At 41.6% G+C, this 16770-nt stretch carries 13 protein-coding genes, 1 rRNA gene and 1 CRISPR repeat array; of the genes, 5 read left to right on the top strand and 9 right to left on the bottom strand.

What is annotated here, in order from left to right:
• From folK to cas1, 5 genes are all read right to left on the bottom strand, one after another.
• A complete protein-coding gene (gene folK / locus QZU58_RS06880) occupies positions 1 to 504 on the bottom strand; it encodes a 2-amino-4-hydroxy-6-hydroxymethyldihydropteridine diphosphokinase (RefSeq protein WP_294495814.1) in 504 nt (167 codons plus the stop codon).
• Between the two features lies 1 nt (position 505).
• Positions 506 to 901, bottom strand: a complete 396-nt coding sequence (locus tag QZU58_RS06875) for a dihydroneopterin aldolase (protein ID WP_294495813.1) — start codon at positions 899 to 901, stop codon at positions 506 to 508.
• A 122-nt stretch (positions 902 to 1023) separates the two neighbouring features.
• Positions 1024 to 2043 carry a tRNA (adenosine(37)-N6)-threonylcarbamoyltransferase complex transferase subunit TsaD gene (gene tsaD, locus QZU58_RS06870; RefSeq protein ID WP_294495812.1) on the bottom strand — a complete coding sequence of 340 codons (1020 nt, stop codon included), beginning with the start codon at positions 2041 to 2043 and terminating at the stop codon, positions 1024 to 1026.
• Positions 2044 to 2642: 599 nt separating this feature from the next.
• A CRISPR array of direct repeats spans positions 2643 to 4657; the repeat unit is 37 nt; unit sequence GTTACTGAGGTATGCCCTCGGTTAGAGGGATTGAAAC.
• A gap of 659 nt (positions 4658 to 5316) precedes the next feature.
• On the bottom strand, positions 5317 to 5616 hold the full coding sequence (gene cas2 / locus QZU58_RS06865; RefSeq protein ID WP_294463157.1) for a CRISPR-associated endonuclease Cas2: 300 nt from the start codon (positions 5614 to 5616) through the stop codon (positions 5317 to 5319).
• A 144-nt stretch (positions 5617 to 5760) separates the two neighbouring features.
• Positions 5761 to 6786, bottom strand: a complete 1026-nt coding sequence (gene cas1, locus QZU58_RS06860; RefSeq protein WP_294495811.1) for a CRISPR-associated endonuclease Cas1 — start codon at positions 6784 to 6786, stop codon at positions 5761 to 5763.
• A gap of 657 nt (positions 6787 to 7443) precedes the next feature.
• Here cas1 and QZU58_RS06855 point away from each other — a divergent pair.
• Positions 7444 to 8349 (top strand): DUF5131 family protein, encoded by a 906-nt coding sequence (locus QZU58_RS06855; protein ID WP_294495810.1) that lies wholly within the window; start codon positions 7444 to 7446, stop codon positions 8347 to 8349.
• Between the two features lie 121 nt (positions 8350 to 8470).
• Here QZU58_RS06855 and cas6 read toward each other — a convergent pair whose 3' ends face one another.
• Positions 8471 to 9628: a CRISPR system precrRNA processing endoribonuclease RAMP protein Cas6 gene (gene cas6 / locus QZU58_RS06850; RefSeq protein ID WP_294495809.1), complete on the bottom strand. Its 1158-nt coding sequence runs from the start codon at positions 9626 to 9628 to the stop codon at positions 8471 to 8473.
• A gap of 454 nt (positions 9629 to 10082) precedes the next feature.
• On the opposite strand from cas6, the gene QZU58_RS06845 reads away from it, so the two are divergent.
• Complete coding sequence (locus QZU58_RS06845; protein ID WP_294495808.1) at positions 10083 to 12869, top strand: TM1812 family CRISPR-associated protein; 2787 nt, start codon at positions 10083 to 10085, stop codon at positions 12867 to 12869.
• A gap of 43 nt (positions 12870 to 12912) precedes the next feature.
• Here QZU58_RS06845 and QZU58_RS06840 read toward each other — a convergent pair whose 3' ends face one another.
• Positions 12913 to 13650, bottom strand: coding sequence for a M48 family metallopeptidase (locus tag QZU58_RS06840; protein WP_294495807.1), 738 nt, complete (start codon positions 13648 to 13650; stop codon positions 12913 to 12915).
• A 791-nt stretch (positions 13651 to 14441) separates the two neighbouring features.
• On the opposite strand from QZU58_RS06840, the gene rpsU reads away from it, so the two are divergent.
• From rpsU to QZU58_RS06825, 3 genes are all read left to right on the top strand, one after another.
• Positions 14442 to 14657 carry a 30S ribosomal protein S21 gene (gene rpsU, locus QZU58_RS06835; protein WP_031578577.1) on the top strand — a complete coding sequence of 72 codons (216 nt, stop codon included), beginning with the start codon at positions 14442 to 14444 and terminating at the stop codon, positions 14655 to 14657.
• A 40-nt stretch (positions 14658 to 14697) separates the two neighbouring features.
• Positions 14698 to 15144 (top strand): GatB/YqeY domain-containing protein, encoded by a 447-nt coding sequence (locus QZU58_RS06830; protein ID WP_294495806.1) that lies wholly within the window; start codon positions 14698 to 14700, stop codon positions 15142 to 15144.
• A gap of 356 nt (positions 15145 to 15500) precedes the next feature.
• On the top strand, positions 15501 to 16031 hold the full coding sequence (locus QZU58_RS06825) for a V4R domain-containing protein (RefSeq protein ID WP_294462690.1): 531 nt from the start codon (positions 15501 to 15503) through the stop codon (positions 16029 to 16031).
• Between the two features lie 79 nt (positions 16032 to 16110).
• Here QZU58_RS06825 and QZU58_RS06820 read toward each other — a convergent pair whose 3' ends face one another.
• Both QZU58_RS06820 and rrf read right to left on the bottom strand, forming a co-directional pair.
• Positions 16111 to 16344, bottom strand: coding sequence for a hypothetical protein (locus tag QZU58_RS06820; RefSeq protein ID WP_294462692.1), 234 nt, complete (start codon positions 16342 to 16344; stop codon positions 16111 to 16113).
• 152 nt (positions 16345 to 16496) lie between these two features.
• A 5S ribosomal RNA gene (gene rrf, locus QZU58_RS06815) occupies positions 16497 to 16611 on the bottom strand.
• Between the last annotated feature and the right edge of the window lie 159 nt (positions 16612 to 16770).

Raw genomic sequence — 16770 nt, 5'->3', positions numbered from 1 at the left:
TCAACCGATAGCGTCGAGTTTCAGCCATGAGACGGGAACAAGATTGTCCGTACTCATTGCCTCGGCGAGACTCCTTACGTTTCTGTCACATCCCGGAGGAGTAAGTTCCGGTGAAAGAGAGGCCAGGGGAACGGTAACGAATGAATATTTGAATATGTCAGAACGAGGAAGTTCCGGCTGTTCGCTAATTACATTCCCGTAAAGCAGAACGTCAATGTCAAGACACCTTATGGAGAGTCTGGATCCGAATCTGTCATACCAGTCACCGCGCCCCATCTCCTTTTCGGTATCCTTGGTAAACGTCATCAGTTCCTCAAGGGACAGTTCGGTGGAGCCCGTCACCACCGCATTGTAAAACTTCGGACCTTTTGCATGCAAAGGTACCGTCTCATATACCTCAGAACAGGACATGTCCGTTAAAACGCTTCTGAGTTTCAACATGGCATGAGTCAGGGAAACCTGACGGTAGAGATTTGAGCCGAGAGCCAGAGCCACTTTTGTCATTTTAGATATCCTGCTTAAACATTCTGGTCATTCTGATGCCGACGCTGTCCACATTGCTCAGAATATCCGGTTTCAGCACTTCGATTGAAACCCCGAAAAGACTGTCAGCAAATCTGTCTTTCAGGACCTTTATGAGACGGTTGCCGAGATATTCAACGGTTTCCGCACGGCATTCCACCGATTCCGAAACGATAAGGTCTGCCGCTTCGGCATAGTTTACCGTATGAGCGATGTCGTCGCTTTCGGAAATTCTGTCAAAAGAGGTATAGAGTTCGGCATTAACAATAACCCTCTGCTCCTTTACCCTCTCTTCCGGAAGCATCCCTATGATACAGGAAAACACCAGACCATTAATAATAACCGTATCATGTTCTTTTGGATTTCTTACGTTCTGCATCTTTTTAAACCGTACTGCCTAAAATTTTCTTATGACGCCTCTGCGGATTATCCGCAGAGATTCAGGCATTATGCCTGTCATATAAAATTACGCCAACTCTTAAGTCCCTTCCGTTCAGCGAATCAGAGATAGCTGTCGTTCAGGGTATCCAGAGGCCATCTAGGAGTTACCTTTATCTCAAGACCGGATCTGGCCCCCTGCTTGAACCGGAACATTCCGGCATAGGCAATCATGGCTCCGTTGTCAGTGCAGAATGATATTCTTGGATAGAACACCTCACCATTTAAGTTCTGCATCATTTTTTCCATTTCGGAACGAAGGGTTCTGTTGGCGCTTACGCCTCCGGCAATGACAAGTCGTTTGTAACCGGTCTGCTTCAGAGCCTTCTTAACCTTAATCTTTAGAATGTCCACAACGGCATCCTCAAAGGCTCTCGCCACATCCGCACGATCCTGTTCACAGGTATTGTGTTCGGCAATGGTATTGGCGGCAAAGGTCTTTAATCCAGAAAATGAAAAATCAAGATTCGGACTGTTGTACATCGGTCTTGGGAAAACAAAACGATCCTTTACGCCCTTCTGTGCAAGAGCTGAAAGAAGCGGACCGCCGGGATATGCAATACCGAGAAGTTTTGCGGTTTTGTCAAAAGCCTCACCTGCGGCATCATCAACTGACTGACCGATGATTCTGTACTGTCCCGGTGCGGCCACATCAATAATCATGGTATGTCCGCCGGAAACCAGAAGTGCAAGGAACGGAAATTCCGGCTTTCTGTCTTCAAGCATAGGAGCAAGCATGTGACCTTCCATGTGGTTAACCGGAACGGCCGGCTTATTCCAGGCATAGGCGATGGTTCTAGCAACGGTGGCACCTACCATAAGTGCTCCGATGAGTCCCGGCCCTGCGGTATAGGCAACGGCATCAATGTCGTCCCTGGTGCAGTGAGCCTCATCGAGTGCTGCCTTTACCAGTCTGATGGCCATTCTTATATGGTCGCGGCTTGCCAGCTCAGGTACAACACCGCCATATTCGGCATGAAGCTTTATCTGACTGTACAGCTGATTGCAGAGCAGTCCCTTTTCATCATCGTAAATTGCCACGCCTGTTTCATCACAGGAACTTTCAATACCTAAAACCTTCATTTAAACCAAATCTCCACGCTCAATTGGAATTTTGAATGAATTATACAGGATTAGCAGAGTTCTCGCGATATGAATAAGGAATTAAGAATGATTTATCAGTATAAACAAATTTTTTGCATAAACCAGATACATCATGAACCGTTATTTCCGAAACCTTTCCCACTAAGCTTATCATGCCCATTCAAGCCTGTAGGCACGAATTATGTCTGGAATTATACAACCGAACCTGATTAAGCTGATGCTCCTAAATAAACGGAATCCCAGCTTACGGGACATTCAAAAACATATTTGTAAATTGCATATTTTTTAATCATTTTGCAAAAATGCGTTTTTACGAAAAAACATAAAAATAAACAACACTTGGCTTAACATTATATTATTATCCGCTACTTAATAAACTTAAAATGTTAGAATATTGCTTTTTTCTAACCGATTTTTAGGCCAAAAACCCCGTAGGTTAGAAACGTGAAGAACCCCTGATTTTACTGTATTTTTAATTGCATGAATATTTTTTATATGATAACTTTGACACATGAATTATTAGGTTAGAAAAACAGCTATCTGAAACACCTGATAATCAAGGCCTCAGAAGACGTACTGTTACTGAGGTATGCCCTCGGTTAGAGGGATTGAAACCATCTCTTTGGTTTGCACTAAAAGAACCAAGAATATGAGAAGTTACTGAGGTATGCCCTCGGTTAGAGGGATTGAAACATGTGTACCATAATAGTCTCCATTAAGAATGCATGATAAGAGTTACTGAGGTATGCCCTCGGTTAGAGGGATTGAAACTAATCTAACAGATTACTCTGATACAGTTCAGCTATTAAGTTACTGAGGTATGCCCTCGGTTAGAGGGATTGAAACAACCTCAGGATGAGCATCAGCCCATTCAGCAGCAGACGTTACTGAGGTATGCCCTCGGTTAGAGGGATTGAAACACCTTTAGAACATATCTTATAGGTTAAGCTGGTCTTGTTGTTACTGAGGTATGCCCTCGGTTAGAGGGATTGAAACACTAAAGTGACATCTTTCTGTAATTCATGGAAGTGTTCTAGTTACTGAGGTATGCCCTCGGTTAGAGGGATTGAAACCTTCTTCGATGAGAAGTCTGTGCTTAAACCTTCTGCAGAAGGTTACTGAGGTATGCCCTCGGTTAGAGGGATTGAAACGTCATATCTCTACAACATGAAACCAAAAAGGCAGCCATCTGTTACTGAGGTATGCCCTCGGTTAGAGGGATTGAAACTATTTATAATAAGTCTTCTCATCTCTAGCTCCTCCTTATGTTACTGAGGTATGCCCTCGGTTAGAGGGATTGAAACGAATGTACAGTGTTTCTTTCCAGATTGGGTATCACCCCAAGTTACTGAGGTATGCCCTCGGTTAGAGGGATTGAAACGACATGCAAATTCATCATGAATTGGTCTGATATCAAACGTTACTGAGGTATGCCCTCGGTTAGAGGGATTGAAACGCTAAAGAATTTGATACTGCTATGCAGAATCATTCTGAAGTTACTGAGGTATGCCCTCGGTTAGAGGGATTGAAACCTAAAGCCTGAGCAGCCTGTAAAGTTCTTGCTGAATGTTACTGAGGTATGCCCTCGGTTAGAGGGATTGAAACCCTTAGAATAGGGATACTTTCGTATCCCTGTGTAACAGTTACTGAGGTATGCCCTCGGTTAGAGGGATTGAAACACTGTGTTTTTCACAACAGCTACTTTAGTGTTAAGGGTTACTGAGGTATGCCCTCGGTTAGAGGGATTGAAACCAGTTCAGGATGTTCGTCAGCCCACTCACTTGCCTGTTCAGTTACTGAGGTATGCCCTCGGTTAGAGGGATTGAAACCTTAAAATACACTTCTGGTTGGTAGAACTCTTCATCAGTAGTTACTGAGGTATGCCCTCGGTTAGAGGGATTGAAACCAGCCTTCAGCTACTGCATTGATACCTGATGCTATTGCTTTGTTACTGAGGTATGCCCTCGGTTAGAGGGATTGAAACCCTTCAACTGCAAATCCGGCAGGAAACAGCTTGTTAGTTACTGAGGTATGCCCTCGGTTAGAGGGATTGAAACCACTCTCGATTGCCTTATTTAAGAAATCGTTCAGTTCATCAGGTTACTGAGGTATGCCCTCGGTTAGAGGGATTGAAACAAAGTGTAACTTACTGAAGTTCCTTTAGAGAACTTCATGTTACTGAGGTATGCCCTCGGTTAGAGGGATTGAAACATCTTATAGAGAGTATAACTAGTAGAATTACCCTTAGAGAACGTTACTGAGGTATGCCCTCGGTTAGAGGGATTGAAACAGTTCATCAAATGACTTGAAATAGAATACTACGTTGTTGTTGCTGAGGTATGCCCTCGGTTAGAGGGATTGAAACTCTAATTAGAACGCGTACTCATCTGCCGCATATGGGGCGTTGCTGAGGTATGCCCTCGGTTAGAGGGATTGAAACTGTAACTCCTGGATTTGGCGTACTGTCGGATTGGTAATTCTGGTTGCTGAGGTATGCCCTCGGTTAGAGGGATTGAAACCCTGTACTTCCGACAAACCAAACAAAGTCAGTATCAAGTTGCTGAGGTATGCCCTCAGTTAGGGGGATTGAAACCGGGGAAGCTAGAAGCCCCGCCAGAAAAGGAAAAGGAGAACGGAATATGAGCTATTTGATACTTTTCGCACTTGCTCTGCTCATTATGAAAGCGCTAAACTAATCACCACAACCGCATGAGATCACAATAATGAATGATTTACCCCTATCAAATAAGGAGTGTTACTGAGGTATGCCCTCGCTTAGAGGGATTGAAACTCTCCAATACTATGAAACACCTCAGCACCAGCATGTAACATTGTTGCTGAGGTATGCCCTCAGTTAGAGGGATTGAAACTGGGGAAGCTGGAAGCCCCGCCAGAAAAGGAAAAGGAGAACGGAATATGACCTATTTGATACTTTTCGCGCTTGCTCTGCTCATTATGAAAGCGCTAAACTAATCACCACAACCGCAGGAGATCACAATAATGAATGATTTAAACCCATCAAATAAGGAGTGTTACTGAGGTATGCCCTCGCTTAGAGGGATTGAAACTGTGTTTTGGTTTCCGGATTTAAGAATTGTAAGTCTTTAAGTTACTAAGGTATGCCTCGTCGGATTCAGCTCTGAACCTAACGCAAATGAGTTTTTCTCTTTTACCGGTACAGGCAGAAAGATTTTTCTTTCCGCCTCAGTACTGTTCCTTTCAGGCAATATAAAGAGAAGCAGACTTTAAAATCTACATAATGAAAAATGATGATCTTTCAGGTACATCATAGTTATTCGCACCCATCCTCTTTACAAGAGCTTCGGTAACTCCGTTTAAGGGATAAATGAATACACTGTCTGTTCTGTCATCAATAATTTTGGATATTTTGAGCTGCATTTCATCAAGCAAATCAGGGTCAAGAAAAGCCTCGAAGACTGAACCTTGAACTCTGTCTCCGTAGAAATTCAGACACCTCACCAGACTGCGACGCCTTTTGTCATCGCTTACATCGTAGCAGATGACGTATTTTGGATTATTATCAGACATCATCACACCACCTATCATATCGCCTGCAGATTTCACGGCACGAATTAGGACTCTGTTTACACATATTCCTCAAGATACCAGTGTTACAGGATGAAATTTCATTAAGACGCCGGTTAATCTTTCAGGTTAAGGTTAAGATTAACCTCATCAGAACCTGAATGGTTCATACACTCCTCCGTTACGGATAACCCCTGCTATTCTGTCCACCTGCCTTACAATTAGAGAAATCAGGTCTTTTCTGTCCTCTTCGGCAACTCCGTATTCCCTGACATTCTTTGAAATAAACATTTCCCAGCTTGAGAAAAATGCTCTGATAAAGTCACCTTTAAATCGGACTCCCTTTACCGGATCATTTTCAGAAAACATCTCCGATCTGAACTGCTGAAGATTACATCCGCGAACCACAAATCTGTCCACTATAGGAGCCCGAAACTCTTCAATCAGATCACAGGCAAGTGAAGGTCTGTTTGAATGCTGCTCATGCAAATATCCGATGGATGGTTCCAGACCTCTGGCAACTGCAATTCCCCTGATTAAATTGGTAAGGAGGGTATACCCCAGGGAAAGCATTGCATTCACGGGATCCGTTGCCGGATGTTTTATTCTTTTGACAAAACCTAATTCCCCAGGCAGAAATCTTCTCCAGATACCGAAATAAAGACTGGCGCTCACACCTTCTATACCGTCCAGCTCTCTTACACTTTCGGCACAACCGATTCTTTTCATGTGCATTTCCATCTGAGATATGACCTGCTCCACCTGCTCAGCGGCATTATCCCTGTTATGACTGAAGTATTTAAGCGTGGCTATCTGATTACGGATTTTGCCCATGACAATCATCTTGGCAAGATAAAGTCTGTGTACATCATTGAAATACCTGGCATACTGACAGAGTTTTAACTCTGAACATTTTGCTTCGTTTGACACGGAGGAACCGATGTATTTGCCGTTTGACGAAAAATAAGAAACGGTAATACCGTTACTCATGCAGTAGGTTAAAGCCTCACGTGTTATGGCAATTATGCCGAAGGCAAGCACGCTATCAATCTGTCTTCCGGAAACGCGCTTAACCTCATAGCTTCTGCCGTACTCATCCTCGAATGTGGTCAGAACAAAATGATTGTCCATAAAACGAAGTTTCGTCTTTTGAGAACATAAATACAAAGTTGACATAAAATTCCCCCTTTTGTGCGAATATGACCTGAAATCAGAAAGGATGTTGAAAACTGAATGAAAACGGAACATTGTGCATTACAGCACAATAGTGCCCGTTCACGCCCTTCTCCAAAGGATTTCAAAGTCAAATCCGAACACTGCTGCCTAAGGTAACAATGTTCCAATATCTTCGGACGGATATTAGTACGTCATGCATTCACTAATCTGAATACAGAAAAACATACCAAGCTGCAGCACTCTGCATACACCGGACAGAAAGGATACACGGGAGTGCGGAAACGACGTCCGAAAGTGCAAATGAAAGAAACATCAGTCTTTTTTACTGACGATATTTTTATGTAAGACAACTTTCCGATAATAAAGGCAGACAAGTAATAAATAATGCATAGATACAAATAAACATTATTTATTTTTATATTTGCTTTCATTACATGTTGTTTCCCAAAATTTAATAATCAGGAAATTACAATTTTATCAGCTTCAGCTTTTCCTTATAATTACCTTGTATAAAAAATGAGCAATATTTCAAAAAATTATTTTTATGCAAAACTATTCAACATATTTACGGGTATGATTATCTGAACAGAGGTCATCAGAAATTCATGCCTCATCCGAGATAAACACATCTACTCTTTCAGTATGAGATAAACATATATGCATGACATTTGGAATCCGTGGCATGGTTGCCGCAAATGCAGTGAAGGATGTCGAAACTGCTACATGTTTTTTCTGGACAGGATGAGAGACAGAAGCGGGGCCGACATCAGCAGAAACGGAGCAGGATTTAATTATCCGCTGTCGAAGGATCGTAACGGTAATTTCAAGGTTCAAAGCGGAGAAATGCTCAGAGTCTGCATGACATCAGACTTTTTTCTGGAGGAGGCCGACGCCTGGCGTCAGGATGCCTGGAGAATAATGCATCAGCGCCCGGACGTTAAGTTCTTTCTACTTACCAAACGTCCGGAGAGAGTAGCGTCATGCCTGCCGACAGACTGGGGAGACGGATGGGAAAACGTGTTTTTCAATGTAAGCTGCGAGAATCAGAAAAGAACCGATGAACGCATCCCCGTTCTTCTTGATCTGCCGTTTAAACACAAAGGTATCATGTGTGCTCCATTAATCGGTCCTGTAACCATTGAGAAATACCTTGAAACCGGTCAGCTTGAACAGGTTCTCTGTGACGGTGAAAACTACGACGGTTCCAGACCAAACCATTATGAATGGGTAAAAAAACTCAGTGATGAATGCAGAAGACACAACGTTACCTTCGTTTTCTGCGGAACGGGCAGAAAATTCGTTAAGGACGGCAGAACCTATACCATAGAAGGCAATCTGCTGCAGACGGAACAGGCCTTTCTGTCTGGATTAAGTTTTCAGGGAAAACCCATTGAATTCAGGCTTCATGACAATCTGGGATTTCCAATATCCGATGGCAGTATGTATAAGCCGTCATACATTGAACGCTGCGACAAGTGCAGCATGAGAATCGCCTGCAACGGATGCAGCCGATGCGGAAAATGCGGGAGCCCTGCCCCTGACTATTCTCAGTATGATAACTGAAACCACGAATAATCCGCTCCTTAAAAAGAATATGAACGTATCCGGTATTTACACGGAAGGTCAATTCACGACAAATTTCTCAATATATTGAGATGTCAGTTAAGATGTGGCGGAAAACGGATTAAAACCACTCAGTCCTGTATTTACCGAGTCCCATGACTGCAGCCTTTCCGGCATGCATAATCTCCCCCGCTCTGATAAAAAGAGCCAGGAGCTCAAGATCTCCCTCAATTTCAAAGGTTCCCATGATACCGCCAAGCTTTATTTTTCTCTGCTGTCTGCTTGAAAGACGTGCCCAGTCAAACCAGTGCAGTTTTCTGTTGTTAATTACTATCGTATCAAGCTTGGAACTGAGTTCGGCATCGTCATGCTCAAAGAAAGGTCTTGACCATTCCGGAAGCTTTTCAAGCTCGGCCTTTCTTCTTTCAGCATAATAGGGAACTGTATCACTCCGTTCCCCGGATCCCGTCAGAGTCTGAGGCCCAGAAACATTTGTTTCAGCATGAACATGACCAAGACCGCTGTAACATCTGTAATTTTCCGAGTCAGGACAGTAAGGACGGATTAAGTCAGAACCTGAATTTCTGACATCCTCGGCATGATTTGCGAGAAGAATTCTCACCCTTCTTATAATTCCGTTGAGAAACATCCCGGGAGTAAAATTCTCAACACTTATGTTTTTCTTTTTATGAACAATCCTTAAAGGTGTTTCGAGAATTATACGGCAGCCTTTAAACGATGAATTAACACTGAGAGAATAAGTACTGACAGGTTTACCGGACACGGATGGATTACTCCTGTCAAACAGAACCCTTACGTCATCCTCAAAAATCTGACAGACCTTTATCAGTTCAGCCCTTCCCCTGGATTCGGTAAATCCCGTGAAACCAGCCTTTATGAAAGCCGTTACCACGTTGTTCAGTTCAGCAGACACCTTTCCGAAAAGAATGATGTCTATTGAAAAAACACCGCCGGACGCAACATAATCCCTGTCAATCGGCAAAGGTTCTATGACATAGGCATTGGGAACATCCACTGAAACGGATTCAGCCCCTTCCTGACTTAAGACTCTGGTTCCCTCAAAAACTCCGGCATAGACGCATGTGCCGATCTTATTACATTCACAGCACTTTCTTTCCAAGGTACTGCAGAATGATTCCCGCAGATGAATGCCGAAAGCGCCCCTGAATGTTGAACCGGAATATGACGGAAAACAGATATCCGATACGGCACGAAAAAACAATCGTATTTTTATCAGAGGTAGAGCCAAATTCATCATTATATTCCGAACCTTTTAAGAAAAATCACTAATCATTTAACAAATACGGCATTATAACCGTTTCCAGCACATATTCCGATATATGTATGGAACAATCGGAGCAGTTGTCGCCGTAATACCTGTCAGCATATGGAAATATGGATCGTCTGAAATCGTGTTCTTCAGAGGGATGGTTCTAATTTCAAAAAAGAAGTACCGTTTTTCCTAAGAGCTCCGCATTATATTAGGTTAAGTGATCTTAAACATTTAAGAATGACCTACTTTTTTTCATCTGAAACGAAATCAGAATTCAATTCCGGATTCGAATTACCAACAACAAACACACCTGTTAATGCGATGTTTGCATTATAATTATTCTGTTTAATCACTGCTCATTACAAATCCTGCAGCATTCTGACCGAAACCATTATGACAGTCGATAACTTAATTAATAACAAATCAACGGGCCAATATAATGAACACTCTTAATATTCCTTCAGCAAACATCAGCTCCGACAACCGAAACACCGTACTGATTGCCAGTTTGGGAAACGCCTCCTTCAATAAAACCAAATATGTTTTTGACAACAAACACACATACGAATCTAATTGCTTCGGTCTTTCCGTATATGAATATCTTTGTGACACAAAGAAAACCCCGAACCAAATCATAATACTCGGCACACTAAAAAGTATCTGGAATATATTTTTTACAAATCTCGGTGAAGCCCTGCTACGAGCCGGATTAATTACCCAAAAAGAAACAGACATCTTCACCGGTACTAATCTGACGGAAAATGACAGTCAACACGGTGAAAACAGGGATCCGGATGTTGCGGACATAAAAAGACGCGAACAGATGATTAATCTGTTTTTTATGACAAAAAAAATCAGTTTACGTATCAACGCAATAATTCATGAATACTCTTTCCAATCACCTGAAAGTCAGACTCTCATTTTCGATAATATTCTTCCGCTCATAGAAAACCATTCAGACATTTATATTGACATCACTAACGGACTTCGCGTCAGTCCGATTATGTCGTTTTTAACAGTTTCATGTCTGCAGAACATAAAAGATGACATCCGTATAAAAAACATTTTCTATGCAAAAATGAATTCACTTGTACCGGAAAAAATTAAGAAGCCTCTCATTGATGAGATTCTCGCAAGATACGCCGGGCTCACTCACACAGCAGGTTATGAACAGATAGAAAGCATATCAGAAAAAATTAAGACAATATTACAGCAGTACCCAAAAGAAAACATTCTGTATCAGGGGACAGTGCTTACCGTTGCCCCGATGAAAGAATTTACGGACATGGCAACAAAGATAAACCAGTACAGATTCTCCGGAAACATCGACAGTCTGCTTGGGTACTTTCAAAGCACCTCCAAGGAAGAATCTGATATCAAAACAAAACTCAAGAGATCTGCAGATTTCGAAAATATCTGTAAATTCTCTCAGTCTTACGCCAATCTCAAGCAGATAGATCCACTTCTTCTTGAAAAGCACCTTGAAAACAACAAATATCTGCGATGTCTAAAAAAAAGCATTAATGACAAGGTTCACACTGCCCAAACAACATCCGACAAAGACTATTACAGAAAACTGACAGGGCACTACTATAATACCGGCGACATGATACGTGCATGCTGTGCCTTTGAATATTACATAGAAGCAAAATACCTTTCCATCAAAAGTGAAGACCCCCAAGCCATTAAACAGAATATCGCAAACAACATAATAAAATCCGAAAACGGGAAACAGAACTACAAGCTTTATGATTTGTTTACGCAGTCAATTCGTGCAACTCTGGTTCATAAGAATGATAAATCCCAAAACTTTGACAATCCGGATACCAAGATTTGCAGATCATGCAGTTCTTATTCATCTCTCAGGGCCAGCCTAAAAGAAATTTTTACCGCTTTTGGTATAGAAATATCAGAAACACCTGCTACCATGATAACTGACAACGTTCTGATATCATTTTTAGGAAACGGCAGCTATAACAAAACTGTCTACAAACTTGACGGTAAAGAATTGCCTCCGTCAAATTTCATATCCCTCCAACTTGCCGAAACCATCAGCAGTTTAAAACAGCTCGTAATTATAGGCACGGAAACAAGCGCGTGGAATGAATTTGCAGATAATCTTAATTCACTAAAACCTGACATCGACGAAATTCAATCAGCTTGCGGATATATAAAAGACGTATTTAACAGTAACGGCAAAGTCCCAAAACAAATGCTTTCAGACATTAACGAAAGACTTAGGGATATACGAAATACGCTGGGTTTTGAACTGTTATTATTCCTTACCGAAGAATCCTGCTCCACATACGAGGACTATCTCGCCATATACGATTTTCTGAATGAAAAATTGGCCGACAACGTACGTATATCAATGGACATCACTCACTGTTTCAGACAGTTTCCTATAGTTATGTACGGAGCTGTACAACTTATGTGTACTCTCGGCAGAAGAAGCATGGATAATATCTATTATGCAGACATGATTCCTCCTAGAACGGCAATTAATGACGAGCTTACGAAATCAACATGTAGGTTTATGACAGAATCCCTGCACAATCTTAATGAGGATAATCTCCGTAATGCATACAGGCAAATACAGCCTCTGCTGGCAGAATTTTCCCCACAGCCAGCAACCGGAACAATAAATAAAATAACTGAAATGCTGAAGCTGACAAAATATTCGTTTGAAATCTCCACATACAATAGAACAAAGAACCTTATGAGCATGAACGGTATTTTTGCAGATAACGGCGCTGATATATCAGATATGATCAACGATATTGCCTATTTCGAGTACATGAATCAGTTTGACAAATCAGCAAAACTGTTTAAATCAATTGAAGCAAAATACAATGAACTGTCAGAAAACAATCAGCTCCTTAATAAACTTTCAGACAAAATTGAAAGACATCTCTCATGGCTTGAGTTCTCAGACATTAAACAGAATTCTCCTGAGAAGAAAAAACAAATAATTAAGGATCGCACTCTTTTTTACCTAAATCAGAGGGATTATCTAAACGCCGTACTGTTCGCATATGAACTTTTACACCTTTATCCATATCTTGACTTATCAAAAAGCAGGCAAACACAGTATCGCGACTTAAATAAGGCAATCTGCGGATGCAGAAATTACATGCTTCATGACCAAAACCAAAAAGACTACACCGCCGACACAATAAAAAACGCTGTAGAAAACATAGTGAGATTTTCAGAGTTGTCTTACTGATACGTGTTAAATATACCTTATGAGATAAGACTCGCATGGAGCCTTATCTCATTTTGGCCAATATTCCGGCCCCGAAATTTACGGAAATAACCTTTCTCCTCTTCAGTTCCCTCATAACAGGGAACAGTTCTTTCCCCCGTTCTTTTATAACCTGCTCGATACTTATGTAGTTCGGGCAGTATTTTTCCACCAGTCCCCAGAATCTTTCCGAGTGATTCATCTCGAAAAGATGACACATTTCATGAACGGCAAGATAATATCTGCAGGATTCAGGCAGAAGCATTATAAGACAGTTAAAGCTTAGTGCCCCTGTTGAAGAACAGCTTCCCCATCTGGATTTCTGAAGCCTTACGGAAACAGATTTAAAGTTTTTCCGCATTCCCATTCTGACATACAGTTCTCTGCAGAATTCCGTCATTTCAGTAAGCGTTTTTTCTGCCATATCGGCAACCCACTCATCTGAAGGATGATGCTTACTGATAAATTCATCCGTAAGAGCATTTAATCTGCCGGCAAGCGAATTCCTTTTTCCGGAAAGTCTGAGATGTTTATGATAAACCTCGGTAAAGAAACTCCCGTATCTGTCCACAAGCGTCTGGGGAGCACGGCCAAAATGAAGCATCGAAAGAGGAAGCGTCACCACCGGTTCCATTTTCTCATCGAAAGTAAGTCTGAAGGAACGCTTGAGCCTTCCTGAAAACTTAAATACTCCCTTTTTGGATACAGGCTCTCCGTTCTTGTCCCTGATACTCAGGTTTACGGGAATAACCATGTCACTCATGCCTTGTCTCCGGAAGAAATAAAAAAAACATTATTATCCGCCGGGCTACGCATCATATGACGTATAAGATGTCACATGATGCGTATGATGTCTTCGGCAAAACGACCTGCGTGCCTATCAGCTCAGCTCCCGGCAACCATACGGATAACATACACGGATAATGATAGAGAAGAAATTCGAACCGGGCAAGCCCCGGAGACGGAATAGCGGATTAAGGCTACGATGCGGCTTCAGGACCATGGAAACATCATGCGTAAGCCCCCGCAGTATCAAGGTTTAAATATCCTCAGAGACACATGCAAAACAGCGAATAAAGTTATCCCCGAAACACTCACAGGTTATTACATGTTATTCACAGACATAATCACAATCAGGACACATGGCGGACAGATACGGAATTAACGTAAAACCATCCGCATGAATGCCTGTTTTCACTGTCAGCCGACATTAATACATGCAGGAATACAATGATGAATAAAATGCCGGGACATCATTTATGCACAGGCTTAAAATAATAAAGGGCTCTGAATAACCTCCGTATTTTTAAAACTGCAGAGGGACCTATTACCCGACTAATCAGTAAACGCCTATTAAACGCATAAAAAACACACAATTTTCCATTCCAATGAGGTAAAAATCTGTTTACTTTATTCCCTAAAAGTATTAAAATTCGCACAATTGTTTGACCTGTGCCTGCGCATCCGTGCAGGTGTTGGCAGACGTTAACAGATGAGTCTTTCTGTATCACGTGGGGAGCTCATTATTTTTTTTTATTATCGAGGTGATGGCACATGCCAATTATTAAAGTACGTGAAAATGAACCATTTGACGTAGCATTACGTCGTTTCAAGCGTTCTTGCGAAAAGGCAGGAATTTTAGCAGACGTTCGCAGCCGCGAATTTTACGAAAAGCCAACTACTGTTCGTAAGCGCGCAAAGGCTTCAGCAGTAAAGCGTCAGGCTAAGAAGCTTGCACGTGAAAATGCACGTCACAATCGTTTATACTAATTTTTTGTTTTAACCGTTACTTTTTAGGTCGAAGAGAATTATGTCCTTACGTGAAGATTTAAATGTTCGTATTAAGGAATCAATGCTGGCAAAGAACAAGGAACGCACCAGTGCGTTGCGTTTATTGCTCTCTGAGATAAAAAAAGTGGAAGTTGACCAGCGAATCACACTTGACGACAGTCAGATTATTGCCATCGTTACCAAGATGGTTAAGCAGCGTGAGGAATCAGCTGCTCAGTATGAAGCTGCCGGCCGTGATGAATTGGCTCAGGGCGAAAGATTCGAAATTAGTGTATTACAGGAATTTTTACCTGCACAGATGTCTGATGCTGAAGTTGATGAACTTATTGCCAAGGCTTTAAGCGAAACCGGAGCTTCAGGCATGAAGGACATGTCTAAGGTTATGAACTTTGTTAAGCCTCTTGCTAACGGCAGAACAGATATGGGAAGCCTCAGCAAAAAAATCAAGGATGCCTTAAACAAGTAAATTCCGGATTGTACAAATGGTGGAAAAAGGACTAATTTATTAGTCCTTTTTTTATTTATTTCAAAAACACTGAACAGATAAACAATCTTCAGCATATCCCCCGCCCATACGGGCAAATCATTCTTATATGCTGCACACATAAACAAAACCGATAAAAATGTTTAAAAAATAATCATTAATCATAGAATGAATTCACAGATGTGTATAAAATTGATAATAGATTCTTATTTAAAAAGTTATTTATCAACCAAAACACTCTGTTAAAACTGTTGTTATACGGAACACTCGTGTGACCTCGGAGATGAACAAGCCGTATCTCCTGACTATATACAGACATTAAGAGTTAAGGATGTGCAATGGTCAACATTTTCAGATCTGCAAATGACAAGAAATTCTCATGGGAAAAGCTCGGCAACATTAAGGAAGGTCGGCCGGATCTGGGAGATCACCTTCCTGTTGAAGTATACCGTCAGCTGGAGTTCTCACTAATTGAGGCACTCACCAAACGCTATGGTGCCGAAACATCCAATGCCATTTTTAAAGAGGCAGGAGCCATTGCCGGTATTGAGTTTACTAAAAAGCATCTGAATACCAACGCAAGCTTCAAGGACTTTATGACAGACCTCTATAAGATCCTCTATAAGCTCCGTATCGGTATACTAAATGTAGAGCATGTTGAGGCTGATTTCAGTGAAATAATAGTCACCCTCGCAGATGATCTTGACTGCAGTGGTCTGCCTCCTAACAATGAGATGATATGCGACTACGATGAGGGCTTCCTTGAAGGGATTTTGCTGCAGTATACCGGAGACAAATACGAGGTAACGGAAATCAACTGCTGGGCCAACGGAGACAGAATCTGCCGCTTCAGATGCAGAAAAATATAAACAACCATTATGAAAGGACTCGCAGGTTCAATATTAGAACACTGTGAGTCCTTAACATATATTCTCGAATATATTAAGACTAGAACAGCCTGTGAAGATACCCGAGCAGTGTATTAAAGAAACCGCCAAGGAACAGAGCCATCACGATGGAAATCCAGTAGAACTTATACTTGTTCGCAAAGTAGCAGATAATCGGAGCAAGAATCAGCAGCAGATTAGCATGATGATACTGTCCGGACATAACCACACCGAGAACAAATACAACGCATGTGATTATGAATCCAATCCATCCGAGTATTGCATAAGCTTTCATTTTTTACCTCATAATTAAGTTTATATAATTAATGTAAAAGCATTCTAATCATAATTATGTGCGGGGTAAACCGACGGGATCAAAGTTTAAACTAAAAACCATATGTCATGAAAGCAAAAAAGGGAGCTGTACAGCTCCCTTCTTCAATTAGCACCTGGCGATGATCTACTCTCACATAGCGAATGCTACACTACCATCGACGTGACTGCTTTTCACTTCTGTGTTCGGAATGGGAACAGGTGGTTCAACAGCACTGTTGTCACCAGGATTAACCGGTATGTGAAACAAATATCTGCTTTGTTTCAAAATTATAAAAGGAGTCATTAAGACTCCCTTCAAATAAAAAATGCCTGGCAATGACCTACTCTCACATAGCGAATGCTACACTACCATCGGCGTGACCGCTTTTCACTTCTGTGTTCGGAA

Origin of the sequence: uncultured Ruminobacter sp. (assembly GCA_902764345.1) — a bacterium.
GTDB lineage: Bacteria > Pseudomonadota > Gammaproteobacteria > Enterobacterales > Succinivibrionaceae > Ruminobacter.
This window is presented reverse-complemented; position numbering and strand designations above follow the sequence as displayed.